This is a genomic window from Undibacterium sp. Di26W (genome assembly GCF_049340265.1).
Lineage (GTDB): Bacteria > Pseudomonadota > Gammaproteobacteria > Burkholderiales > Burkholderiaceae_D > Undibacterium.
Window position 1 is genome coordinate 12,671 of record NZ_JBMPOR010000021.1, and the last position, 25,453, is coordinate 38,123.

Genomic DNA, 25,453 nt, shown 5'->3' on the forward strand with positions numbered 1-25,453 from the left:
AGCAGGACGGCGTCAGGGCTGCATACTAATGGACTGTAGCAGTTGAAAACAGAGTGCCTTCCGCTTGCGCGACGACCATGGCTGTGTTGCAAATGCTCGCGATAGTTCACTATCGCTCTGCTTTGCGCCTTGCCCTGATCGCCGGGCAAGCGTCTTTCACTTCTGTTTCAACTGTTACAGTCCACTAGCAGCCTTATACCGCATGAACCGACTGCGCTGACTTGCGATCGCGTTTGCGGTTGTACATACGGCTATCGGCAATTTTGATCAGCCTGACATAATCTTCGCCATCTTCCGGGAAGCTGGCCCAACCTATGGAAACGCCGACGCCGACGATGACATCATCCAGCGCTATCGGTTGTTCAACCACGCTGCAAATTTTTTCCACCATATTATTGATGTCAATCGAATTGCTGGTGTCTTTCAGCAGCAGTACAAATTCATCACCGCCATACCTGGCAACTTCATCGGTATCACGTATGGCTGAACGCAGGCGTGCCGCGATAATCACCAATGCCTTGTCGCCAGCATCATGCCCATGGTTATCGTTGATGGATTTAAAGCGGTCCAGGTCCACAAACAGCAGGGTAAATCCTCCGATTTTTCCGGGGTGCTCCAGGGCCTGCTTTTGCAGGTAATTGATCTGGGCGAACAGCGATTCGCGGTTGGCAACCTGGGTCAGTTTATCAAAGCGCAACTTGTTTTCCATCTCAGTGAAAGTCTGCGCCAGTTTGCCGATTTCATCCGTGCGGTTGATGCGCAGGGCGGGCATGGGTTCGCCATTGCCGAATTTTTCTGCGGCAGAAGTCAGCTTGCGGATATCCCTGACCACACGCTCCACGATCGTCAACCCTATGGTCAGTGCAAAGATGATGCAGGCAAAAGCAATCACCATACTCTGCAAAAACCCCTGGTTGATGCTGCTCATGAAATCCGAACGCGGTACCGCCACGACCGTCTGCCAGTTCAGGCCCTGACGGATACCCAGAGGCGAGATGGCCACGTCTACCGTACCGATGCTGGTTTCTATGGGTTGTGTGCCTGAAGTCAGTGCGCTTGCATTCCCCAGCTTTTGGAAAGTCTGATTAATGAGTGGGGTTTTCATGTCGATGGCACGCATGCGCTCTGGTACCCCATTCACCGTTCTTTCCGGTATTTCCTGGCCCGACGTAGCGACGATAAAACCATCTGCATCGACAATATAGGCGACACTGTTCTTGCTGATTTCCAGCTTGCGCAAAAAGTTGGATAACTCCTTGAGCGTGAGGTCGGTCGCCACCACGCCAGCAAATTCATGATTCTTTTGATAGACCGCCTTGGCCAGGGTGATGGTGGGGTAATGAAAAGAAAAATTATTATAGATTTTTGACCAGACCGGTTTTTCTGATTCCCTGGCAGCCTGGTACCAGGGCCTTAATCGCGGATCAAATGCGTCACTGCGCAATAATTCGGCACGATCGCCGACATGCCCCACGCGGTAGACAAAACGCTTGTTCCATTCCGGCTCGCGCCAGAACAATTGCACCATGCCGTTGGAGATACGGTAGACGCCGACAAAACGGCCATCATTGCCACCAAAGTAGACATAATTATTGACATCCATGAACAAACCGCTGGCAACCCAGAACTTTTCTTCCAGCACTTTCATGTCGGTGGGAAACGCCTGTTCCTTGGGTACATTGCCTGCGCTGGGTGCTACTGATTCAAGCGCAATGAGGGCACCATCCAGATGCTTTTCGGTCGCATGATTGATGCGGTTCACCATGTCTACCAGAATCCGCTGGGTCAGGGTATATACGGCATCCGTCCCGGCCTTCATCGAGACCCAACCTATGGCAGCGGACACGCCGATTACCAGCACGGTAATCGGGATCACCAATTCACGACGCAACGACGAACGACTCATACTCGGGCTCAAAAACGACAATATCAAGGTCAGGAAAAAAGTTAAAGAATACTTAGGTAAAAAGCAGGATACGTGCCTCGATTTCGATTTTTGGGGCTGAAAAAATCGAGCTTTTCAGTATATACCGTTAAAAATTGTTAAAACCAACTTCTGCGGCGGCACAGGAATTAAATCTTGCGTATTGTGGTAGTTCGCGAGACAAGATTGACATCTGAACTCCCTTTTCATTCATTTATTTCAACAATTGAATCGCTTCCTTCAAGAGATAAAATCTCTCAGGACAAGCAGCATACTATGGACTTATACGCCACCGATAGCGAAGTTAAACAGTTAGAGCAGCGTTTGGCCGACATGGTGGCGCAAGAACAACTGGACGATATGCTGACACTGGCGTGGGGCTTGCGCCAGCGCGATAGCCGCCAGGCAGTCAGCTTATGTGATCAGGTAAGCATATTACTCAACAAATCCAGGCGTTCGGAAGCCGACAAGGCACTGGTGTATTTGCGCCTGCAATTGATACGCGCAGAAGAACGCTGGCTGCATGCCGATCTGGATGTTGCCGCCAGCATCGTGCAAGCCATACTAAGGCATCCCGAAGTCCATCTGGATGCCGTCTGTCTGAGCGATGCCCATCACTTGTTGGGTTTCATTTTTTCCGACCAGGGCAAGCATGTGGAATGCGATATTGAAATGGCAATCTCAATAGATGAAGCCAGCAAGGCCGACGATGTGCTGCGTCGCCAATGCGCGGCAGCAGCCCTGGCACGCATCGCCGTCTTGCGCGACGACAAACTGGCAAAAGCCTATTTTGACCGTCATTTTGAAACCCGGAATCCGCCCAAGGATATCCATCCGGCGCTGGCAGCGCTGATGAATGATTTTCTTGGTTTATATGCCGGCCTGAACGAGCAGTTTGATGATTCCATCGCATTCCTGGACAAGGCCTACAGGCTGTGCCTGCAATCCGGGCAGATTCGCCGCGCCATCCTGACCGCAGCCAATATAGGTTATACCTATAGCAGAATGAATAATTACGAAGCGGCTCTCGAATGGCAGCAAAAGGCATTGACACTGGCCAAACCTGCCGGCTGGTCACCCAGTATAGGTAATTGCCTGATGCAGATCGGCGATACCCTGCGCAAAACGGGTTCACTGGATATGGCAGAACAAATATTGCATGAGTCCCTGGAACAGCTGTCCATGCTGACCAATTCCCGCAACTATGCCCTGACCATTAGCACGCTGGCCGATCTGGCCCTTGACCGTCGCGACTATCATCTGGCGCAGAATTTATTCTCTCAACTAGCCATATTGCCTGGTGCCCAGGAACAGGCTGACTTGCAAGAACTTGCCACCGAGGGTCAAGCCAAGGCACGTGCAAAAATGAAATCAACGGCACGCGAAGCCAACGGCACGCAGGGAACTGTGTTTGTCAAACGTTGATACTTGCCGCGTTACACACCTATTCCCCGCTTATCCCATATTTATTTTGTGGTATTTTAGCAATAAAATACTGCTGGCGACATGTGACTGATGGTCAACACTTTACAATAAACCTTCTGGTTTAATCTGAAGACACCCAGCGCACGTCCTTGATATGGCCATGTTGAATAAGCGAACCACCCTGAATGTTGGCCCTGCCCTGATAGTGGCATGCATGCTGGCGTCTGCTGGTGCCCACGCCCAGGACCTGCCCATGCCAGATCAGGGCCGCTTGCTGGCGACCGGTGGCGTCAAACAGATAGAAGGTGCTGGCGGCGGCGGCTTGACTCCCTGGGCCACGATTACCGGCTATGGCAGTGAAGACAGCTACGGTGTGAATGCGCATATCACCCAGGTCAGCACCCAGGATTACCGTCTGCGGACTGCCGGTATCGCCATCGGGATTGCCGACCGTCTGGAAATGTCCTTGTCCACCCAACAATTCACTGGCAGCCAGGCCCCGCTGGACAAGCTGGAGCTGAACCAGGATATCTTGGGCATCAAACTCAGGATTGCCGGTGATCTGGTCAGCGACCAGGATAGCTGGCAACCGCAAGTTGCTGTCGGTGTCATGTTCAAGCGCAACCAGGCCGTCAAAGGACTGGGGGCACTGGGTATTACCAGCGTCAGGCAACTGGGGGCAATGGATGAGCACGGCATCGATTATTATGTATCGGCCACCAAACTCGACCTTGATCACAGTCTGCTGTTGAACGCGACGCTGCGCATGACCAAGGCCAATCAGATGGGCTTGCTTGGTTTTGGTGGTGACAAAGGTAATCAGTATCAGTTGCAACCGGAAATATCGCTGGCCTATCTGCTCAGCCGCAAGCTGGTGGCTGGCGTCGAATATCGCAGCAAGCCGCACAACCTGGGCGTGGATAAGGAAAAAGCCTACTATGATGCTTTCCTTGCCTGGTTCCCAAACAAGCAATTTTCGCTGACGCTGGCCTATGTCAATCTGGGAGATATCACTATCTTCAATCCCAAAACCCAGCGCGGATGGTATCTGTCGCTGCAGGTCGGTAATTAAGTGGGGATACCAAATGGGGATGCCGATGAAATTACGTCACACCGCAATGACCGTCAGCCTGATGCTGGCATGTGCCGGCCAGGTAATGGCACAAGTTACTCAGGACAGCTTGTTCCAGGCACTGGGCAATGAACCTGGCATCAGCAAGATTGTCGATGAAATGCTGGGCCTGGTCTTGCAGGATGAACGCATCAAGGCCTCATTCAAAGAGGCCAATATGCCACGCCTGGCGAAATTACTGAAAGAGCAATTTTGCGTTATCAGTGGCGGCCCCTGCAAATACACCGGCGATGACATGAAGCTGGTGCATGAAAACCTGGGCATCAACGCTGCCCAGTTTTATGCCCTGGCCGAAGATTTGCAAATAGCCATGGACAAACTGGCGATAGCCTCTTCTACCCAAAACAAACTCATGGCCAAACTGGCCCCCATGAAAAAAGACATCGTCTCTCCCAAACCCAAGCCACCATAAATTTTCAGCACTTTTGCATCTGACCTGAATCCGATTTTCGATTTGCGCCGTACAAACAGCAGGAGCCTGGATTTTTCCAGGTAAAAAAGCGACTTGTAGCAAGTTAAAGCGAGATAACCTAGAGGAAACATGATGCAAACTACCAGAAAAATCTTGACGACTGTCCTGTTCGGCAGTTGCGTCGCATGGTCACAAACCGGCCTGGCGCAAGACATGTTGAAACCTGATATGGGCAAGCTGACCGCCACCGGTGGCGTCAGCCAGCTGGAAGGTGCCGGTGGTGGTGGCCTGACGCCCTGGGCATTGATCACCGGTTATGGCACACGCGACAGCTACGGTGCCAATGCCCACCTGACCCAGGTGAACACCCAGGACTACAGCCTGAAAACCTATGGCGTGGCCGTCGGCATTGCCGACCGCGTGGAATTGTCACTGGCAACGCAAGAATTTACCGGTAGCCTGGCTCCGCTGAATGCACTGAATATCAAGCAGGATATTTTCGGTATCAAAGTCAAAGTTGCCGGTGATGCCGTGTATGAGCAGGATAGCTGGATGCCGCAAATCGCCGTCGGTGCCATGGCCAAACGCAACAAGGGCATAGGCGGCCTGGGCGCACTGGGCGTCACCAATGTCAAGCAACTGGGGGCCAAGGATGACCGTGGCGTTGATTACTATGTCGCAGCCACCAAGATCCTGCTGGAACAAAGCCTGCTGCTGAATGGCACATTGCGCATGACCAAGGCCAATCAGATGGGCATACTGGGTTTTGGGGGCGACAAGAAAGACAGTTATCAAGCCAGGCTGGAAACCTCGGTCGCCTACCTCATCAACCGCAAACTGGCAGTCGGGGCCGAGTACCGCATGAAGCCGCGTAATCTGGGCGTGGACAATGAAAAGGATTATTACGATGCCTTTGTCGCCTGGTTCCCCACCAAGAACCTGTCAGTAACCGCTGCCTATGCCACCCTGGGTGACATCACCATATTCAATCCAAAGAATCAGCGTGGCTGGTATCTGTCTGTACAGGCCGGATTTTAAGCCCCTGTTTTCTGGATGCGACACCTGCAGACACCCACGATCAGTATCAATACATCGAAAGCACATATCATGATTTCCATCTCCCGTTTCAGCAAAGCCGTATGCGGTTTATTCCTGCTCGTCAGCCTGTCCGCCCAGGCGCAAACTGCAACCGGCAATGATGCCCTGTATCAAAGCCTGGGGGCCAAGCAAGGCATTAATACCTTCGTCAACTCCTTCGTCGCCATCGTGCTGGAAGATCCGCGTATCAACAAGGCTTTCAAAGAAACCGATACCGAAAGACTGGCACAAATGCTCACCGAGCAATTTTGCGACTTAAGTGGCGGTCCTTGCAAATACAGCGGCCGTAGCATGGACGACGTTCATCAGGACATGCAAATCACCAATGCCCACTTCAACGCGCTGGCCGAAGATTTGCAGGTCGCCATGGAAAAACACAATATTCCTTCTTCAGTCCAGAACCGGCTGATCGCCAAACTGGCCCCTATGCAACGCCCTATAGTCACCAAATAAGATGAGCTACTTATCAAGGCAGAAAATCCCCATGAAAAACTGGTTGGCATCCGTCAATGCACACACCCTGGGACCAAGGCTGGCACTGGCCTGCATGCTGCTTGCTGGCCTGCCATCACTGGCCGCAGCAGCCAAAGTGAGCATCCAGGCCGTGGATAAAAATGGCGCGGCCATGGCCGATGTGGTGGTGTATGCCACGCCCATAGGTACGCCCCTGCCACCAGCGGGCAAAACCGAAGCGGCCACGATTTCGCAAAGCGATATGCAATTTTCACCCTACGTGACCGTGATCAGGGTCGGCACACAGGTCAAGTTTCCCAACTACGACAAGATGGAGCACCATGTGAAATCCTTCTCTGCCGTCAAGGAATTTGAAATCAAGACCTATGAGCGCGGCGTGGTGCCACCGCCAGTAATATTCGACAAACCTGGCATCGTGATTGTGTACTGCCTGCTGCATAACTGGATGCGCGCTTATGTGCTGGCGGTGGATACCCCTTACTTCGCCAAAACCGAACAGGCCGGTACCACCATCCTGGATCAACTGCCGGATGGTAACTACGAAATCAGGGCTTGGCATCCGAATATGGGCAGCATCAAACAACCGCTGATGCAGACGATCAAAGTCAATGACCAGACCCCGCCAGTGAAATGGCAGTTTGATTTTGTGCCCACGCCAAGAAAAGCCAAGGCTGCGAATTACTAGTTAGGGCGTATTGACCTAATATTGACCTAAATTAGCCATATCATTTGCCTGTCTTGCTATGCCAATTTCGTCATGCCGACACGGGTAAATCGGCAAGACCCGTGCCGCTGTTTATACTATGCTCTTGTCGCTAATGGACTGTGACAGTCTACTCATTTTGGCTACTACGGAGTGTGGGAATGACATCAGGTATAGGTGGTTCTACGGCTGCCACGGAGTTGGCCGGCATACAGGCAGGCACCGCAATGGTATCGCCCATCAGCATTGCAGAACGCCGGGCGCGCGTGGAAAAGGCCGCCAGACTGATGCAAGACAATGCGATCGATGCCCTGATCCTGCCAGCCGGTAGCAGCCTGTATTATTTTACCGGCCTGCGCTGGTATCCCAGCGAACGCCTGACTGCGGCCATCCTGACGCCGGACGCCAGCTTGAGCTATATCTGCCCTGGCTTTGAAGAATCCAAGCTGCGCGAAACCCTGGGTGCCGAAGCCGATATCCGTCTGTGGCAGGAAGAAGAAGATCCCTGCCAACTGCTCAAAACCTGCCTGCAGGATCTGCATTGCAAAAGCGATGTGCTGGCCCTGGATGAAGCCGCTCCCTTTTTTGTGTTTGATGGCTTGCGCCGTGCCCTGCCTTTGGCACGTATCATCAATGGCAGCACGATCACGGCAGAATGCCGCATGCATAAATCAGCGGCAGAACTGGCCATCATGCAGTCCGTGAAAAACATCACACTGGAAGTTCACAAAAAGGCGGCCAGGATTTTGCGCGAAGGCATCTCTTCTTTTGAAGTCGCGCATTTCATTGACCAGGCTCATCGTGCCTATGGCGGCAGCGCATCGACTTTTTGCATCGTCAGCTTTGGTGCCGCCACGGCCATGCCGCATGGGCCGGACGGCGAACAATTCCTGCGCGATGGTGATATGGTATTGATCGATACCGGCTGCAAGCTGCACGGTTACAACTCGGACATTACCCGCAGTTATGTGTTCGGCCAAGCCAGCCAACGCCAGCGTGATATCTGGGAGCTGGAAAAAACTGCCCAGGCAGCCGCATTTGACGCCGCCCAGCCCGGTATTCCCTGTGAACAGGTTGATGCCGCCGCCAGGAAGGTATTGGCCGCAGCCGGTTTTGGTCCCGATTACCAGTTACCCGGCCTGCCGCACCGCACCGGCCACGGTATAGGTCTGGATATCCATGAGTGGACTTACCTGGTCAAAGGCAATCAGCGCCCGCTGGCCGCTGGCATGTGCTTCAGCAACGAGCCCATGATCTGCATAGAAGCTGAGTTTGGCATCCGCCTGGAAGATCATTTCTACATGGCAGAACAGGGGCCGCGCTGGTTCACCGGACAAAGCCGTGCAGTCGATGCGCCATTTGGCATTGATTGATTATGCAGGGGAAAGTGGACTGTAACAGTAGAAAACAGAGTGCCTTCCGCTTGCGCGACGACCATGGCTGCGTTGCAAAGGCTCGCGATAGTTCACTATCGCTGTGCATAAGTGTTAAGCTTGTCTTGCCCTGATCGCCGGGCAAGCGTCTTTCACTTCTGTTTCAAAGTTACAGTCCACTGGCAGACTGCTTAAGTTAAGTGAAAAATTAAGTGAAAAATTAAGTGAAGGATAGCCCTCCACCTACCGCCGTCTGCCTGGCAGATTATTTCTTCTGGATGGCGTTCTTGGATTTCAAAAACACCGGGCCCCAGATAGGGTGACCGATTTCGCCAGGTGACAGATTAAACGTCGGGTCCAGCTTCAACGCGCGATCAAATTGCTGGCGGCATAATTGCACCCTGGAAGTGACGCAATAACTGAATGCCATGAACTTCAGCGCATTCACTTGCAAATCCTTGTTATGGCCATTCCAGATATCTAGCGACCCCAGTCGTTTGAGGGCACCGTTGTAATCACCGGCATCATACAGCGCCATGCCGTCTTTCATGGCTTGCACATCCGGACTTACCGGCGGTGGTGCCGGCGTCGTATCCAGCGGCTGCAGGGGAGGCGTGATGATGATTTCTTTTTGCCTGCCCACAGGCTTGTTGGGTGCAGGTGCCTGCGTGGGTGCGGTTTCGCATCCCAGCAATGCCGTACATGCCAGCACCAGCCCGGCCATATACACTTGTTGAATTAATTTCTTCATTTTTATCCGGATTTATTTACTGTTGAACTCATGTTCGATGGCAGCCGAATTCGTCTTGCTGCCGTCGATCTCGGTAACCAGATCAGGGAAGCCCGGGTTCGTCACCCTGATCTTATGCTTGCCAGCAGTTAAACTCAATTGTTTCAACGGTGGGCTGGCACCTTGTTGTATACCATCGACAAACACCGTACCCCATGGCCTGATGGCCAGCCTGACCGTCAGCTTGCCAGCGGCTGGGGTACTGGCAGCCTTGGCTGCGGCCACTTTATTGGCTTCCTTCAGGCGTAGTTGTGCAATATCAGTAAACTTGCCGTTCGGGTGTTGCTGTATAAATGCACTGATCGCTTCAGGCGTGGCATTGGCATCATCTTTCAATTTGTCCCATGCCTGCTTTTCCTGTACTTCCCTGGCAGACGGGGGTGCCAGACTGACGGCAGCGGTACTGCTGACAACTGGTGTGGTGGCAGCGGTGGGTGCCGTTGGTAGCGCTGCGCCAACCGAGACAACTGAGGCAGGTGCAGGCGGCGTAACAGCAGCGGGACCACTTTCAGCCTTTTTGGCGGCAGCGGGCGGCGTCGCGGTTTTACCGGCAAGGGCTGGCACAGCCTGCGGCGGCGGACCGCTGCGCAAGGTGACGCTCAGTACTGCAATCAGCACAGCCACCACCACACCACCGGCCAGCAATAGTTTGCCGTGTGATTTCACCTGGCTGATCACCCCGGCTTCGACGGCTTCTTCTCCGGCGACCGTCTTGCCAGAAGTCCTGGACCTTCCAAGCGTAACGACCTTATCAGGCGACATACCGGCTACAGATGCAGGCATATCACCGCCGTGCTCGGGCTTGCTTTTACGTGATTTTCGGGTGGAAGCAAAAGAACTGATGCCCAGCAACAGGCGAAATTCATCGATGGACTGCGGCCTGTCTTGCGGTTGTATGGCAAGAGCCTGATCGACAGCTTTCAAGAATTTGGCGCTAAAGCCCGGGCGTTCACTGTCTTGCAACGGCACCAGTGAATCCTTGACTACCCGCGCGACCGACATTGGTGGCGGTGTTTTCATGATGGCGAAATACATCACCGCTGCCAGCGCATAGATATCGGTAAATGCACCCTGTGGCATATCGGTTTCATCCGAATACTGTTCAACCGGCGCATAACCGGGCTTCAGTATCACCGTCATGCCATGGGTCATGTCACCAATGATCTGACGGGCAGAACCAAAATCCAGCAGGACGGCGACACCATTCTTTTGCACGATGATATTGTCTGGCGAAATATCCCTGTGCAGAATCTTGGATCTGTACAGGGTATCGAGTGCTTCCAGTATCTGTTTGAAAATAAAGCGCAGCCAGGCTTCTGTCACCAGTTGCGGGCGTTTATTCACAATATCCTTGAGGGTATGGCCATCGTAATAGCGCATGACCATGTAAGCTGTTTTATTTTCTTCCCAGAAGCGATAAACCTTGACCAGGGAGGGATGATCAAATTGCGCCAGCAAGCGCGCTTCATTGATAAAACTCTTCAGGCCTGCGTCAAAAGTGGATTTGTGGCGCTCAGACCTGACCACCACACTGGTATCGGCCGCCCTTCCGGCCAGCGAACCAGGCATATATTCCTTGATGGCGACCGTGCGCTGCAAGGAATGATCAAACGCCAGATACACGATCCCGAAGCCGCCCTCACCCAATACTCCGGTAATTTCAAAGTCATTCAGCCGCGTGCCGGCAACGAGACAATTCTCGGTACCGGCATGTAATGCCACTGGTGCTTCGTTAGCGAGTACGTTTTCTGTGTTCAAGGCTTACTCGGAGAGGTAATGTTGAAATGCGCTGCTACGGTTCAAATCCTGGCCACTCACTGCTCATTCGGCTATATGGGCAGCTTCAAGACGGGACCAGGTCTGCATATGGCACCTTGGTCCCGGCTGTCATTTTCCCACTGGCTTATCATGCAAGCAAATAGCAAAAGCCGAGAAATTATCCCTGCTAATGGCTTTTGACGTATTAATATTTTTTTCTGCAATGGCATTCATTTTACTTAACCATTCATTACTCGTCCTGGATGCCGCCAGACAATATTCCATTTCATGCTCATAAACCCACTCCCAAAACCCATCCGTGCATAGCAAAAAAGCATCGCCATCCTGCAATTCTATGGCTTCGGTAGTCACTTCAGGGGTAAAACCGCCCTCCGCACCGATCGCGGCAAACAATACATTACGCTTGGGGTGGCGGCGTATCTGCCCGTAATCGGCAAAGCCGGCATCCACCATCATCTGCGCCTGGCTATGGTCTTTGGTGACGGTCTTGATTCTGCCCTGGCGAAACTGGTAAATCCTGGTGTCACCCATATGCGCCAACAAAGCGCAGCGATTGCTCTGGTCTATCAACAGGGCGGCGATGGTAGTACTCATCTGTCGCTGATTGGCGTGCGCTTGCCTGCCCTGCGCCACTTTCAAGATGGCCCAGTCCAGGTAGGAGCGCAGCGCGTGGGCGCTAAACGACGCTTCCTGCAGAAATTTCTCTATGATGGCGTTGGTCGCCAGTTGGGCCGCCAGCTCACCGCCAACATGCCCACCGGTACCGTCGGCCATGACGAAACAGACGATTTCGTCTTCCACGGTGCAGGCCAGCGCATCCTCATTCGTACTTCTATTACCTATCGCAGTAATCTGCGCTGTGTCCAGATGCATGGGACTTGGCCATAAAGTGTGTGCTTACTTAAAAAGCCAGGTGACTGACTTCTGCTCTTTCAACTTCTTTCTGGTACGCCGCTAAAAATTCTTTGCCAAACATAGCCTGAAAGTCATCTTTCCTGCCAGAGTAAATGTTTTCGAACAAAATACCAAATTGATCCCACATGGCTGCCTTGCGACGCGCGGGCATGGCTTGTTCAAGCAAACCTGGCGCGTTCAGATGTTCTTCCACATTGGAAGGCTGCAAAGCCTCCAGCACAGCATTCATCACTGCTCGGGTACCTGCTGCCACCCCCATTTGATGCGCGCGGATATCAAAAAACGAATCTTCCATGGCTTCGGCTGGTGCCATGAAGCCGGGCATTTTTTTGCGCAGCATCTGCGTCAGCACGGTTTTACTGTCGGGGAAAAATTTTAAAGGATTGTTTTCTCTTAAGACAACCATCGTTACTTCTGCTTTCACTTCTCGCTTGAGCAAGGCTCGCTGCGACAGTTCTTCCATCGCGCCCTGCACCGAACTGGCCACCAGCTTACCCAGGGTTTCCATCAAATCTACCGTCAGGCCTGCGGACAGAGTGAGTTCAGGAAGACCGGCCCCATTCAAAAACGCCTGCATCAATTCGGCATTGCTGGCCAACGGTTTGCTGTTGGCGGCCTTAGGTTTGGCTGCTGGTGCCGCTGGCGCGGGTGATTCACTGACAGCTTCTACCGCTGTGTTAGCGACGTCGGTACTGGCTACGTCGGCTGTATTAGCAACATCGACTGCGCTGGCGACATCGGCGGTGTTGGCCGCATCGTCCATATTGGCCGCATCGACTGTGCTGGCAACATCGACTGTGTCGACAACGACCTCCGCCTGTTCAGGCAGACTGGCCTGACCCGTCACGACATCGGGACGCAGCAAAAACTGCGGCGGCTGCACATTGGACACCTGCATATTGGGCGGCAGTTTTCTGGATGGCGCACGGGCTGGTGAGCCGGTATTCGCTTTCTGCTCATCCGCTTGCACTTCGGGCGCGATATGGTCAACATCTGCCGGTTTGGCCTCGGGCTCGACAACCGCGGCCACTGGTGGCGATGGAGTTGGAGCTGCCATCGTAACTTCCTCCTGCACCTCGGCTATTAATTCAGCCTGCAATACATACAGGCCTATCTGTATTTCATCACCGGCCTGGATTTCCTGGTCAGATTCTGCAGGGATTTCCTTGCCATTGACCAGAATCGGGTTGGCCAGGCTCAGGTTGTGCAGAAAATGCCTGCCGCCCGCACTCCAGACCTTGGCCTGGGTACGTGAAACAAAGTGTTTGGGATCAGGCAAAATCAGGAAGTTATCTATGTTACGTCCTATTGTTTCTTTTTGGCTGCCAAACACTGCAAAATTCGAGGTGGAGGGTGCTTCATTATTATAGGAAACAACAGCTATTTTGATCATTAGTGGCACTCCAAAACCATTTTGTGACGCCTGAAAATAAGTATCCTGAGCAGGCAGATTGAGATAATCTTACGATGTCGCGTTTTAATATTTCACATATATCTGGGAAAACAGGTCTTTCATTGCGTGACCAGATATTAATGCCCCATGACAGACCGGATGATTTTGCATTTATAACAATTCAAGTCTTAAACAAAGTATCAACCCAAAGTATCAACCCAAAGTGTCAAACAGAGTGAAATCTTGCCACGTTTACTGGAGCTTACCCGATTATCTGTAAATCAGCGACTAGCTGAATCCCAATTTTAAGTTTATAAAGATACTTAGTAGCAACACTGGCATATTTAGTGCTATAAAGTAAGGTTGAATACCATTACATACATGTGTCCGGCAAATCCGGCACATTTTGAGTATATAAAAGCATCATTTTATGGCTCAATTGCTCACCCAAACTGAGCAATTCCAGCTTGGGAATGGTGCTATGGTTTTTTTCATAAGGGAATTGTTAACAAACTCTAAACAGAGACTCCATTATGCAATCTGCACCCAGTTTTCACAAAAGGCACGGTAATGAAAGATTCTGAACACAGTGTGCAGCCCATGCCAGAAGTCACGGGCTCATTTCATTATCAGGAATTGATAGAATCCCGGCTTGGGCAACCCATTGCTACCGAATTGGTCGAAGCCGAAGCGCTCAGGCAGGCGACATCGCCGGGAGCCAAGCTGTCTGCTGCACGCAATGCGCTGGGCTTGTCGGTGGAGCAGGTGTCGGCGCAATTGAAGATGGCTCCGCGCCAAATACATGCCATTGAGAAAGATGACTATATATCGCTGCCAGAACCGGCCATCATCCGTGGCTTCTTGCGTACTTATGCAAAACTGCTGAAACTGGACTCTGTCGCCATCATCGATTTGTTCACTGATGATTTCAACAGGAAGAAACTGGCCGGCGACCTGGGGCGTGGCAAGAACCGCCACAGCATTGCCAAAACCAGCAATACCAACAGTAACGCCCCTTCCTACACACTGGCACTGCTGTTATGCCTGGCAGCTGCGGCGGCACTGGCTTATTTCAATCTGCTGCACTAATTTTTTTAAAAAAAAGCGGCCATGGATCAATCCGTGGCCGCTTTTTTTGCAATCCTATTTACAACTCGCTTACAACTTCTGTGCGGCTTATTTGCGACTCATTTGCAAATGAGTCGCAATTTTAATTACAAGCCATGCCAATTAATTAACGCACACCCATAAAGTCTTTCTTGCCGATTTCAATACCGTTATGGCGCAAAATTGCGTAAGCGGTAGTCACGTGGAAAAAGAATTGTGGCAAGCCATAGTTCAACAGATATGCCTGGCCACCAAATGTTTGCTCCTTCGGTGTACCGGGGCGCAAAACGATATTGCGGCCTTCGCTGCCTTCAAATTGTGCGGCATCCAGCGTCGCGATAAACGCCTTGGTCTTGGCGATGCGTGTCTGCAAATCAGCAAAACTTGCTTCAGTATCTTCGTAGACCGGCAATTCTGCCTGCGCCAGACGGCCAGCTAAGCCCTTGGCGAAATCGGCTGCAATCTGTACCTGACGTACCAGGGCTAACATGTCCGGGAACAAACGCGCCTGCAGATAGTTTTCTGCTGGGATATTCTTGGCAGTGGCGTGGGCTTCGGCCTTTTTCAGCACGTCACTCAGGCTATCCAGCATCTGGTTAAGGACGGGAACAGATGCGGCATACATAGAAATAGACATGAGGGATCTCCAATAAGTGAGCAAAACGGAGCTAGATTATAGGTCGTCTGGATTTTTTGCGTATGGACAGGCCTTAAAGCCCGTTTTTGCCGGCTGCTGGCACCTCCTTGCAGCTCAGTTTGCATCCGCAATCAAGATGTCAAAGCTGGTTTCCCCGCCTTGATTACTGGCCAGTTTATGGCTGAAGCCGTGCCGGTTCAGCACTTCCCGCACAAACATCAGGCCTATGCCCTGGCCCCCCTTCTTGGTGGTGAAGAAGGGGGAGAACAATTGCCCATGCGGTACATCCACCAGCAAGCCGGCAGAATCTGTGACCGACAATTGCACAGCGTGCGTGCCTGCATCATGACTCAGGGCGACATGTACATAGGCCTGTTCCGGCTGACCGGCATGAACAGTTCCCGCACGGATGGCAATCTCTACCGCTTCGATGGCATTCTTGATGATGTTCAGCAAGGCCTGTTCCATCAGATGTGCATCCAGCATCAGCGCAGGTATTGGATCGCGCCGTGTCCAGATGAAGCTGACGCCCAGTTCACTGCATTGCTGGCGATATAGATACAAAATGCCATCCAGCATGGCTGCCAGATCATGTGGTTTCAATTCGGGCTCCGGCATTTTGACGACACGCGTAAATCGCTCTATGAATTCACCCAGATTGCCGTTGCGTCTTTTCACCGCAGTAATCGCGGTACAAAAATCCTCGCGGTCTTCACTCGCCAGTTGGCTGGTATAAAACAGCAAAGACTCCAGGACCGAACCTGTGGCGGCTACCGTATTATTAACCTCATGTGCCAGCACCCGTATGAGTTTTTCATAGGTCGCTTTTTCGGAACTGGCCAGCTCTGCCGTAATTTCATCAATCAGCAAAAAATCACGTCGGAAGCCACGGTCTATGAATTGATTTTTCTGGCAGCGATAACGACGGCCTTCGGTATCGCTATAGACGGTATTTTCACCCGCGACGAGGCTGTCAAGTGTGGCCATCCACGCCGTGCCCTGCGCTGTCTGATTGCTGTTCAAGAGTTCATGCAGGCTATGGCCTTCTGCATCCCTCAACCCCAGCAAGCGCTGGGCACTGGTATTCATCAAACTGATACGGTGATCGAAATCAAACACCACGACAGCGGTGGGTGTGGCTTCCAGCAACCTATCAAGAAAACCACGCTGCTCGCCCAGTTTCAAGCGTTCCAGGTACAGGGCTTCCAGCATGCGATTGAACAGTTGCACCAGTTTGTTGACTTCAGCATTGCTGCCACTACGCAGGCGTGCGGCGTAATTTTCACCTTGCAGCAGTTCATGAAACTGATGCGCAAAATCCAGTGGCTGCAATGCAGTTTTCACCAGGTAAATACCCAGCGTCAAACTAAGTATCAAGCCAGCTTCCATGCAGACCAGCCACACCGGTTCGGCCAGATAAGCATGAAAGACAAGCGCCAGGAAAACAGCATGTACCAGTAGCAGATATGCCAGCAAGCGCCTTTGCAAGCTCATCACGACGCTCCGTCATCATCGGTTTCACAGGTGGCGATCTGATGTTTTTCCAGTCGCCGGTACAAAGAAAAACGGCTCAGGCCCAGGGCTTTGGCGACATGTGTGATATTGCCCTGATGTTGTTCCATGGCTTTTTCTATCATCATTTTTTCAACCTGATCCAGCGTCATGCCATCGATGCGCAAGCCCTGTTCCTGCGCTTCTTCATGCTGTTCAGCAAAGACAAAATCACTTTGTTCCAGCAATGGCTTATCCACCAGCAGCAAAGTGCGCTCCAGACATTGCCTGAGCTGGCGAATATTGCCCGGCCAGGCGCGTGCCGTCAGCCAGCTTAATGCAGACGGTGCCAGGCTGACCGCCGGCATGCCGTAGCTGCGTACCAGCCTGGCCAGCAAACTATGCGCCAGCAGCGGGATATCGGCACGCCGCTCGCGCAAGGGTGGCAGGCGTATCGTGATCAAATTCAGGCGGTAATACAGATCTTCACGAAACTCGCCACTCGCGACCAGTTCTGCCAGTTCACGGTTGGTGGCGGAAATGATGCGGATATCGGCTTGTTCAGTCTTGCTTGCCCCTACCGCCTGATAACTTCGATTTTGCAACACACGCAGCAATTTCACCTGGTCATTGCGGTTCAGCTCGCCAATTTCGTCAAGGAACAGGCTGCCCTGATGCGCCATGGCGATATGCCCTTTGCGATCATTTTTGGCATCGGTAAATGCGCCCCTGACATGACCAAACATTTCACTTTCAAACAGCGAAGTCGTGATGGCCCCCATGTTGACCTTGACGATGGGTTTGCTGGCACGTGGGCTATTGCGGTGCAAGGCATCGGCGATCAATTCCTTGCCGGTCCCACTCTCTCCCAGTATCAGCACCGATGCACCGGTTTTGGCGACACGTCCTATGGTCGCCAGCACTTTCAGCAATTCCGGATGTTCACCGATGATGTCTGCGAAATCGAAATGGCTATCCAGTGCCTGACGGTCTGCCTTACCAGCAGTCGTCAATTGCACCAGGTCCAGCGTAGCGCGTATCAACTCCAGCAATTGCGTATTGTCCCAGGGCTTGGTAAAAAAATCGGCTGCACCCAGTTTCACACCACGCACAGCCAGTGCAATGGAACCCCAGGCTGTCATCAGCAACACCGGCAAAGCGGGATACAGTTTTTTGATATTCCCCAGCAGGGACAGACCTTCTTCACCACTGGTCTGCATTGAAAAATTCATGTCTTGCAACACCAGGGCAATATCCTGTGTCGCCAATATCTGCATGGCTTGCAGTGGCTCGTCACAACTGATGCTGGCATAACCAGCCTGCTTCAACAGCAAGGCCAGCGACACCAGTACCGAACTGTCGTCATCAATAATCAGGATACGGGGTAAGGAAGTCGCTTCTGGCATGCTGTTTTCTTTGAGGGCTAATCTTAAACAATCATCTTAAACAATCATCTTAAACAATCATCTTAAACACTTTAGGCATGTTGATCTCAAGCGAAGACGCACATTTATTCATAATGCAAGGCTTCCGTAGGACTTAGACGGCTGGCCCGCCAGGCTGGATACAGCGAACAAAGCAGGGAAATGCCATAAATGACCGCCATCGAAATCAGGCAGGCAACGAAAAACACCGGCCAGTTGGCAGCCTCACCCAGGACACCGGTAAGCGGCAACTGTATCAGGAATATCAGGCCCACCAGCATGGCAATCGAACTGAGCAATAATTGTTCGGTCATGATCTGCCGGTAAATATCACCGCTGTTGGCACCAACGGCGCGACGCAAGCCAATTTCAGGGATGCGTTGCGTGGTATTTTGCCAAAGCACGCCGAACAGGCCAAAAGCCACCATGATCAGCAAAAAGGCCGCCATCACTACCAGTATCATCAAAGGAATGGTATCTTCGGTCAGCTTCGATTTGCGCATATCTGTCAATGGTGCAATTCTATAACTCCAGTCATTGCGTATCAATTTCAATTGTTGATTCAGCTTTGCTTCAAATGCACGCGAAGTACCAGACTTGACTTTCAATAGCGCAAATTCCATCCTGTCTTTGGAAGAGATGACAGAATGGCGCATGATGGCAAAGTTGGTCGGTGCCATGAATTCACCTTTATTGCGAAAGGCCTCGAATACCCCGGTAATACGCAATAATTGCGCATCCTTTGAGCCTGGTTGGCTATCAGTAATGACTTGTCCCAAAGCACTCTTGCCGGGAAACATGACCATCGCCAGCTTTTTATTGATGACGATGGCTCTTTCTGTCTTGCCTTCGTCTTCGGCTGAAAACCAGCGCCCTTCCAGCAACTTCATATTCAACACACCTGGACCATCATCTGTCATTTCCATCACATAGATGCTGAACCGGAGTTTGCTATCGGGTATATACAGCGCCGAACTCCAGGTGGAATTGCTGTATGGTGAATAATTGAAGTAAGCCAGTTGCTCCACCTCGGGCAAGGCAGCCAGGCTACGCTGGAAATTTTGGGCAGTTGCCGTCTCATTTTTCTTGCCAGCATCGCCCACACCCATCATCCTGACAGACCACACATTCTCATACGCAAAACCTGTGGGCATATGGTATAGCTGGGTGTAGCGCACACTCATCAGGGCAAGGCCAAACACGACAAAAAAAGCCAGCAAAATCTCCAGGCTCAGAAGCAGGTTTTTGAACTTGCGTTTCCAGATCGGCTTCAAAAGGTGGGAAAACATCATGGCGCTCCTTTCAGGGCAAGCACAGGATCAAGACGTGACATTTTCCAGGCCGGTATCACCCCGGATAACACACCAAATACCAGCGACAAAACAAAACCATAGAAAAAAACCATAAAACTTAAATCCACCTTCATATAAGGAACGATGCCAGAACTGCTGAGCCAGACCAGGGTCAGTTTGGCAATGATGATGCCCAGCACCCCACCAAACAGACACAGCAACATGTTTTCCATGACAAATTGCGCCACCAGTTCACCATTGGTCGCGCCAAAAGCCTTGCGCACGCCAATTTCCGCCGCCCTTTCCATGATGCGGCCCGAATTCAGGTTGACCAAGTTCAGGGCAGGTAACAACATGAAAAGCAGCATCGCCAGCAAAATGCCACTGAGCAATTGAACGGCACCTGAATCAGGGACTTCGTCGTGATTCAGTATGGTCCTGGCAAAAAAATCCAGCTTACCGTCTGCCCACATATACGTGTGTTCCCAATGCGCCGGGTCGTCGGCATTGACCTGCTTCACCACCTGCTGCAGTTCATCCTGGATCAGAGGCAAGTCAGTTGCGCTCTTCCCCATCAGCAAGACACTGAAATCACCACGGTATTGATCACGGTATTCCGACGTCGGGAAAGTCGTCACCGGTACCCAGATTTCTGCCAGCGAATTCAAATGCAGTTCATCGGCGACGACTCCGATGATCTCGAACTGCTGTCCACCAACATTGATTTTCTGGCCCGTGGCCGGTTCCTTCTCAAACAATTTTCTTGCTGTCGATTCGTTGACCACCGCCACAAACCGCCCGTTCTTCACGTCATCTTCACTGGGTACACGGCCCGACAAAACCTTGAAATCCAGTATCTGCCAATATTCTGCATCGGCACGACGCAGCACGAATTCATTTACCCTGTCCTGTTGATACACGGATACGGTTTGCGTCTGGGTCACTGCAGCAACTTTCTCTACCGTCTTCATTTTCCGCATGTACTGGTCTATCACCTTGTAACCCAAGCGTCCTTTAACAGCCGTATCCTTGGATGTCTGTGACATCGTACTGATTTGCAAGAAACGTTCGCTCTTGCCCTCCACACCAACCGGATAAAAAGCGGTTTGCAGCATGGCAGTCACGACCAGCAACACCACCATGGTCAATACGATGCATAGCAGATTGATGGCGGTGAACAGCTTGCGCCGCATGTAGACCTTGCAGGCAATCTGGAAATAATTCTTTAACATGAGGTCTGCTCCTAAGCAACCAGTTGGCCGTCAAATACCCTGACGATACGGCCACCCTGTTTGGCCTGACGTTCATCATGGGTCACCATGACTACGGTTGTGCCTTCGTGGCTGAGCTTGAGCAGAATGTCCATGACTTCAGCCCCCATCTGGCTATCCAGGTTGCCGGTAGGTTCATCCGCCAACAAGACACTGGGGCGGCCCACCATGGCACGGGCAATTGCCACCCTTTGTTGCTGTCCACCCGATAACTGATTGGGATAATGATCCATGCGCGCACTCAGCCCGACTCTTGCCAGGGCTTCTTCGGCCAGCCGGCGACGCTCTTTGGCGCTGCAGGAACGATACAGCAAGGGCAGTTCCACATTGTCGATGACACGCAGGTCATTGATCAGATGAAAGCTTTGAAAAATAAAGCCGAAGGTGCGATTGCGCAGACTGGCCAGTTCCTTGTCGCGCCAGACTTTCATTTCATGGCCTTCGATGGCGATTTTTCCTGAGCCTGGCCGGTCCAGCAAGCCGATCAGGTTCAGCAGCGTACTCTTACCACAACCACTGGGGCCCATAATGGAAACAAACTCGCCTTTTTTGACATGCAGATTAATATCCCGCAAAGCCAGGGTTTCCACTTTCTCGGTCTGGTAGGTTTTACTGATGTTGTCCAATTTAATCATTACCGTATCCTCAATTGATGAATCAGTTTGCATCTCTGACACAGTTACCTGTGTTTTACTTATTGCGTAACCCGGAAACTTTCCAGATGGCGGAACTGGCTGACATCCGAAATCACCAGTTGATCCCCTGCCCTGGCACCTTGCACTACTTCCACCACCTTGCTGTCACCAAGACCAATTTCCACACTTTTACGTACGGCCCTGCCCGCTTCCAGTATGTACACATCCTGCCGCCCCTTGCCATTGATGGCCGGACCACTGTCTACAATGAGACTACGGGCTTTTTGTTCGGTGATGATATTCGCCTCTACCCGCAACCGATGCCTGAGTACCGGATGATTCGGCTGTGCCAGCGTGACGATCAGTTTCACGGTACCGTTCTGTATCTCTGGCAAGATGGTCTGCACTTCGCCCAGCAATATCTGGCCACTGTATTCAATCCGGACTTTCTGCCCGGCATTCAAGTAGCGTGCATAAAAATCGGACACTGTGGCCTCCACCTTGAAATTGCTGAGTTCAGACACCTTGGCGATCAGTTGTCCGGTGTTCAGGCTGGCCCCTTCTTCTGCCAGCATCCAGGTCAGCAAGCCGTCGAAGGGCGCCTTGACCTGGGTTTGTTCGAGTAATCTTTGCTGCAATTCCATCTGTTTCTGGAAAATGGATTTTTGCAGGCGTGCCGCTTCAATATTGCTGCTGGTGGTACGCCGGGTATCCGTCAGGGTTTCTTTATGCTGGCGCAATTGCACTTCATTGCGTTTGACTGCCAGTTCTGCCGCCTGCAAATCAACTGCCGAAGTAATACCCACCGGGCCCAGTTTCTGGTAACGCGCGAGTTTGACCTGGTTGCTTTGTAAATCCAGTTCCATCAATTCGATTTCACTGGCAATTTTTTTCAGGCCGGCATCCATTTCCATGGCCAGCACCTGTTCGCGGATTTGCTGCTGTGAAATCTGTTCACGCAAATTATCAATGGCCAGGCGTATGGTGTGGTCATCCAGCACCATCAACAATTCACCCGCATGCACCTGCTGCCCGGCCTTGGCGATGACCTTGCTGATGCGCGACTGGTTCGGGCTGGATAATTGTTCTTCATGTACCGGTATGACGATGCCGGACGCATTGATGGTATTGTCAACCGCGCCAACGCGCACTTGCGCTACACGAATTTCACCCAGGCTGACACCAGGGCTGACGACGCGGTTCAGCACCCAGGCAGCGAGCATGACAACAATGAGGCAAGCAAGGATGAGCAAGATCGTCTTGCGTCGCCGCTGCTGTAGTGTGCCCTGACTGATAGCCTGATCCATGTTGAAACCTGATGGGTTAAATTACCAGATCAGGTTTGCAAGCTCCGTGCCTATCGTCGGCACAATCACTAACTCATTTAAAATCAATTACTTGGATTGAATTCAGGCAGGACAGGAAGTCATAAAAGGGTGGAAATTTGTTCGCTGGCGAACGCTGGTGTGCGAATTGGCACACTGTATCTTGGGAGGGAAGGCAAAACGTCAAACCGCCGCCCAATAAAAAATCCCCTTCCTGCTCGGAAGGGGAAAACATGACAGTTAGCTCTGTATTTTTAGAAGCGGTAGCCTACACCAACGCCTACCAGCCAAGGATCAACTTTCACGGCGCTGACTTTGGCGCCACTGATGGTGACATCGCTGCGTATCTGTACTTTTTTCACATCCAGGTTCAAGGACCAGTTTTTATCCAATTTGAAATCCACACCAGCCTGTACCGCCAGGCCAAAGCTGCTATTTTCCAGACCGCCTGCGCCCTTGAGCAGGTTCACATCAGAAATGCGGGTGTAATTTACGCCAGCACCGACATAAGGGCTGATTTTGGCTTCTGGCGTGAAATGGTATTGTGCCGTCAACGTAGGAGGCAGATGCTTGAACGAACCGATGATGGCACCATCCAGCATCACATCATGTTTTTGCGGGTAAGTCAGTATCAATTCAGCCGACCAGTTTGGAGTAAAGAAATAACTGATATCGACTTCAGGGATTTCTTTGCTGCTGACGGTAATACGGTCTGCGGCACCAGCGCCACCGACAGGGTCAGAGCTATTTGCAGGGCTGAGGTTAACCACACGGGCACGCACTTGCCATGGGCTCTGTTCTTGAGCCATTGCCTGGGTTGCAGTAAAACCGATAGCTGCCAGGGAGAGTGCGATTACGATCTTTTTCATTTTCATTTCCTTTTTCAACAGTGATGAATAAAGTGTAAATCCACACTACTCGCAGGGATTTGAGCTACATCAACTTTGGTGCACAGCACAAAATATGGCTTGTGGCGAGGCGTCTGGTGCTGCAGCGGCGCCTCGTCATGCCCGTTATGCCTGCGATGCCCGGCATTTTGCTTTTGCAGCAAGCTCGACATAAATCAGGCAAAATATGACGATACCCGCCCGCATGAGGTATCCTTGCAGGCATTCTTATTCCCTATGAAAAATCAAGAAAATGGCTAATTACGTCTACACCATGAATCGCGTCGGCAAAATCGTGCCGCCGAAGCGTCAAATCCTGAAGGATATTTCCCTGTCCTTCTTCCCTGGCGCAAAAATTGGCGTGCTGGGTCTGAATGGTTCCGGCAAGTCTTCGCTGCTGAAAATCATGGCAGGCATAGACAAGGACATACAGGGCGAAGCCGTGCCCATGCCTAATCTAAACATCGGTTACCTGCCGCAAGAGCCACAGCTTGATCCTGAACAAACCGTGCGCCAGGCTGTTGAATCTGCCCTGGGTGAAGTGTTTGAAGCCAAGGCCAAGCTGGAAGAAGTGTATGCCGCCTATGCAGAAGAAGACGCTGACTTTGATGCCCTGGCGAATGAACAGGCACGTCTGGAAGCCATCATCTCTACTTCGGCTGGTGACAATGTAGAACTACAACTGGAAATGGCTGCCGATGCATTGCGTCTGCCGCCATGGGACGCCAAGATAGCGGTCTTGTCCGGTGGTGAAAAACGCCGCGTCGCGCTGTGCCGTTTGCTGCTATCCAAGCCCGACATGCTCTTGCTGGACGAACCGACCAACCATCTGGATGCAGAATCGGTGGATTGGCTGGAGCAGTTCCTGTTGCGCTTCCCTGGCACGGTAGTGGCGATTACCCATGATCGCTACTTCCTCGACAATGCTGCCGAATGGATTTTGGAACTGGATCGTGGCCATGGCATCCCATGGAAAGGCAATTACTCTTCCTGGCTGGATCAAAAACAAGCACGCCTGAAGCAGGAAGAAGCAACCGAATCGGCACGCCAGAAAGCCCTGCAAAAAGAACTGGAATGGTCACGCCAGAACCCGAAAGCGCGTCAGGCAAAGAGCAAGGCCCGTCTGGCCCGCTTCAATGAAATGAGCGAACATGAATACCAGAAGCGCAATGAAACCCAGGAGATTTTCATCCCTGTGGCCGAGCGTCTGGGTAATGAAGTCATCGAATTCAAGAACGTCACCAAAGCTTTTGGCGACCGCCTGCTGATCGATAACCTGAGCTTCAAGGTGCCGCCAGGTGCCATCGTCGGCATCATCGGCCCTAACGGTGCAGGCAAATCGACCCTGTTCAAAATGATCAAGGGACTGGAAACGCCAGACAGTGGTGAAGTCGCACTGGGCCAGACTGCCAGAATCTCGCTGGTAGACCAGTCACGTGAAGACCTGGGCAATACCAAGACCGTGTTTGAAGACGTGGCCAATGGTGCCGACATCCTGACCGTTGGCCGGTTTGAAATGCCTTCCCGCGCCTACCTTGGTCGCTTTAACTTCAAAGGTGGCGACCAGCAAAAAATCGTCGGCAACCTGTCTGGTGGTGAACGTGGCCGCCTGCATCTGGCGAAAACCCTGCTGCAAGGTGGCAACGTCTTGCTGCTGGATGAACCGTCAAATGATCTGGACGTGGAAACCCTGCGTTCGCTGGAAGATGCCTTGCTGGAATTTGCGGGCAGCGTCATGGTGATTTCACATGATCGCTGGTTCCTCGACCGTATCGCCACTCACATCCTGGCTTTTGAAGGCAATTCGCAAGTCAGCTTCTTTGACGGCAATTATCAGGAATATGAAGCCGACAAGAAAAAACGTCTGGGTGAAGAAGGTGCCAAACCAAAACGCATCCGTTACAAACCTCTGACCGTGTAAAGAAGGATAGGCACGACGGCAACAGTCACCTGATCTTCTGATTGT

At 51.9% G+C, this 25,453-nt stretch carries 22 protein-coding genes; 9 read left to right on the forward strand and 13 right to left on the reverse strand.

Translation table 11 applies throughout. The features are described 5' to 3' along the window. Positions 1-193: 193 nt before the first annotated feature. Complete coding sequence (locus tag ACO0LM_RS21040; RefSeq protein WP_423039609.1) at positions 194-1,906, reverse strand: diguanylate cyclase domain-containing protein; 1,713 nt, start codon at positions 1,904-1,906, stop codon at positions 194-196. A gap of 294 nt (positions 1,907-2,200) precedes the next feature. On the opposite strand from ACO0LM_RS21040, the gene ACO0LM_RS21045 reads away from it, so the two are divergent. From ACO0LM_RS21045 to ACO0LM_RS21075, 7 genes are all read left to right on the forward strand, one after another. Next, positions 2,201-3,349, forward strand: coding sequence for a tetratricopeptide repeat protein (locus ACO0LM_RS21045; RefSeq protein WP_423039611.1), 1,149 nt, complete (start codon positions 2,201-2,203; stop codon positions 3,347-3,349). A 160-nt stretch (positions 3,350-3,509) separates the two neighbouring features. Next, a complete protein-coding gene (locus ACO0LM_RS21050) occupies positions 3,510-4,421 on the forward strand; it encodes a DUF3034 family protein (protein ID WP_423039613.1) in 912 nt (303 codons plus the stop codon). A gap of 25 nt (positions 4,422-4,446) precedes the next feature. Next, entirely contained in the window at positions 4,447-4,893 is a 447-nt protein-coding gene (locus tag ACO0LM_RS21055) for a group I truncated hemoglobin (protein WP_423039615.1), read from the forward strand. Between the two features lie 213 nt (positions 4,894-5,106). Beyond that, positions 5,107-5,931 carry a DUF3034 family protein gene (locus ACO0LM_RS21060; RefSeq protein WP_423039786.1) on the forward strand — a complete coding sequence of 275 codons (825 nt, stop codon included), beginning with the start codon at positions 5,107-5,109 and terminating at the stop codon, positions 5,929-5,931. Positions 5,932-6,000: 69 nt separating this feature from the next. Further along, positions 6,001-6,444 carry a group I truncated hemoglobin gene (locus tag ACO0LM_RS21065; protein WP_423039617.1) on the forward strand — a complete coding sequence of 148 codons (444 nt, stop codon included), beginning with the start codon at positions 6,001-6,003 and terminating at the stop codon, positions 6,442-6,444. 31 nt (positions 6,445-6,475) lie between these two features. After that, entirely contained in the window at positions 6,476-7,150 is a 675-nt protein-coding gene (locus ACO0LM_RS21070) for a methylamine utilization protein (RefSeq protein ID WP_423039619.1), read from the forward strand. A gap of 179 nt (positions 7,151-7,329) precedes the next feature. Continuing rightward, positions 7,330-8,541, forward strand: a complete 1,212-nt coding sequence (locus ACO0LM_RS21075; RefSeq protein WP_423039621.1) for a M24 family metallopeptidase — start codon at positions 7,330-7,332, stop codon at positions 8,539-8,541. A gap of 265 nt (positions 8,542-8,806) precedes the next feature. Here ACO0LM_RS21075 and ACO0LM_RS21080 read toward each other — a convergent pair whose 3' ends face one another. The 4 genes from ACO0LM_RS21080 to tagH form a co-directional block, all read right to left on the reverse strand. Then, the gene (locus tag ACO0LM_RS21080; protein WP_423039623.1) at positions 8,807-9,292 is read right to left on the reverse strand and encodes a TssQ family T6SS-associated lipoprotein; all 486 of its coding nucleotides are present in this window, start codon (positions 9,290-9,292) and stop codon (positions 8,807-8,809) included. 12 nt (positions 9,293-9,304) lie between these two features. Further along, positions 9,305-11,089: a serine/threonine protein kinase gene (locus ACO0LM_RS21085; RefSeq protein WP_423039625.1), complete on the reverse strand. Its 1,785-nt coding sequence runs from the start codon at positions 11,087-11,089 to the stop codon at positions 9,305-9,307. A 129-nt stretch (positions 11,090-11,218) separates the two neighbouring features. Next, positions 11,219-11,983, reverse strand: a complete 765-nt coding sequence (locus ACO0LM_RS21090) for a PP2C family protein-serine/threonine phosphatase (protein ID WP_423039627.1) — start codon at positions 11,981-11,983, stop codon at positions 11,219-11,221. A gap of 28 nt (positions 11,984-12,011) precedes the next feature. Further along, on the reverse strand, positions 12,012-13,418 hold the full coding sequence (gene tagH, locus ACO0LM_RS21095; RefSeq protein WP_423039629.1) for a type VI secretion system-associated FHA domain protein TagH: 1,407 nt from the start codon (positions 13,416-13,418) through the stop codon (positions 12,012-12,014). A 570-nt stretch (positions 13,419-13,988) separates the two neighbouring features. Here tagH and ACO0LM_RS21100 point away from each other — a divergent pair. After that, the gene (locus ACO0LM_RS21100) at positions 13,989-14,507 is read left to right on the forward strand and encodes a helix-turn-helix domain-containing protein (RefSeq protein ID WP_423039631.1); all 519 of its coding nucleotides are present in this window, start codon (positions 13,989-13,991) and stop codon (positions 14,505-14,507) included. Between the two features lie 145 nt (positions 14,508-14,652). On the opposite strand, the gene ACO0LM_RS21105 is transcribed toward ACO0LM_RS21100, so the two are convergent. The 8 genes from ACO0LM_RS21105 to ACO0LM_RS21140 form a co-directional block, all read right to left on the reverse strand. Further along, positions 14,653-15,162, reverse strand: coding sequence for a DUF1993 domain-containing protein (locus ACO0LM_RS21105; RefSeq protein WP_423039633.1), 510 nt, complete (start codon positions 15,160-15,162; stop codon positions 14,653-14,655). A 114-nt stretch (positions 15,163-15,276) separates the two neighbouring features. Then, on the reverse strand, positions 15,277-16,656 hold the full coding sequence (locus ACO0LM_RS21110) for a sensor histidine kinase (protein WP_423039635.1): 1,380 nt from the start codon (positions 16,654-16,656) through the stop codon (positions 15,277-15,279). Next, entirely contained in the window at positions 16,656-18,059 is a 1,404-nt protein-coding gene (locus ACO0LM_RS21115) for a sigma-54-dependent transcriptional regulator (protein ID WP_423039637.1), read from the reverse strand. The genes ACO0LM_RS21110 and ACO0LM_RS21115 overlap by 1 nt, the downstream gene beginning before the upstream one ends. A 104-nt stretch (positions 18,060-18,163) precedes the next feature. Then, positions 18,164-19,369, reverse strand: coding sequence for an ABC transporter permease (locus ACO0LM_RS21120; protein WP_423039639.1), 1,206 nt, complete (start codon positions 19,367-19,369; stop codon positions 18,164-18,166). After that, the gene (locus ACO0LM_RS21125; RefSeq protein ID WP_423039641.1) at positions 19,366-20,601 is read right to left on the reverse strand and encodes an ABC transporter permease; all 1,236 of its coding nucleotides are present in this window, start codon (positions 20,599-20,601) and stop codon (positions 19,366-19,368) included. The genes ACO0LM_RS21120 and ACO0LM_RS21125 overlap by 4 nt, the downstream gene beginning before the upstream one ends. An 11-nt stretch (positions 20,602-20,612) precedes the next feature. Beyond that, complete coding sequence (locus tag ACO0LM_RS21130) at positions 20,613-21,275, reverse strand: ABC transporter ATP-binding protein (protein WP_423039643.1); 663 nt, start codon at positions 21,273-21,275, stop codon at positions 20,613-20,615. A gap of 59 nt (positions 21,276-21,334) precedes the next feature. After that, positions 21,335-22,582 (reverse strand): efflux RND transporter periplasmic adaptor subunit, encoded by a 1,248-nt coding sequence (locus ACO0LM_RS21135; RefSeq protein WP_423039645.1) that lies wholly within the window; start codon positions 22,580-22,582, stop codon positions 21,335-21,337. Between the two features lie 272 nt (positions 22,583-22,854). Then, positions 22,855-23,469 (reverse strand): OmpW/AlkL family protein, encoded by a 615-nt coding sequence (locus ACO0LM_RS21140; protein WP_423039647.1) that lies wholly within the window; start codon positions 23,467-23,469, stop codon positions 22,855-22,857. Between the two features lie 271 nt (positions 23,470-23,740). Here ACO0LM_RS21140 and ettA point away from each other — a divergent pair, with 271 nt between their 5' ends. After that, on the forward strand, positions 23,741-25,408 hold the full coding sequence (gene ettA / locus ACO0LM_RS21145) for an energy-dependent translational throttle protein EttA (RefSeq protein ID WP_423039649.1): 1,668 nt from the start codon (positions 23,741-23,743) through the stop codon (positions 25,406-25,408). The last annotated feature ends 45 nt before the right edge of the window (positions 25,409-25,453 follow it).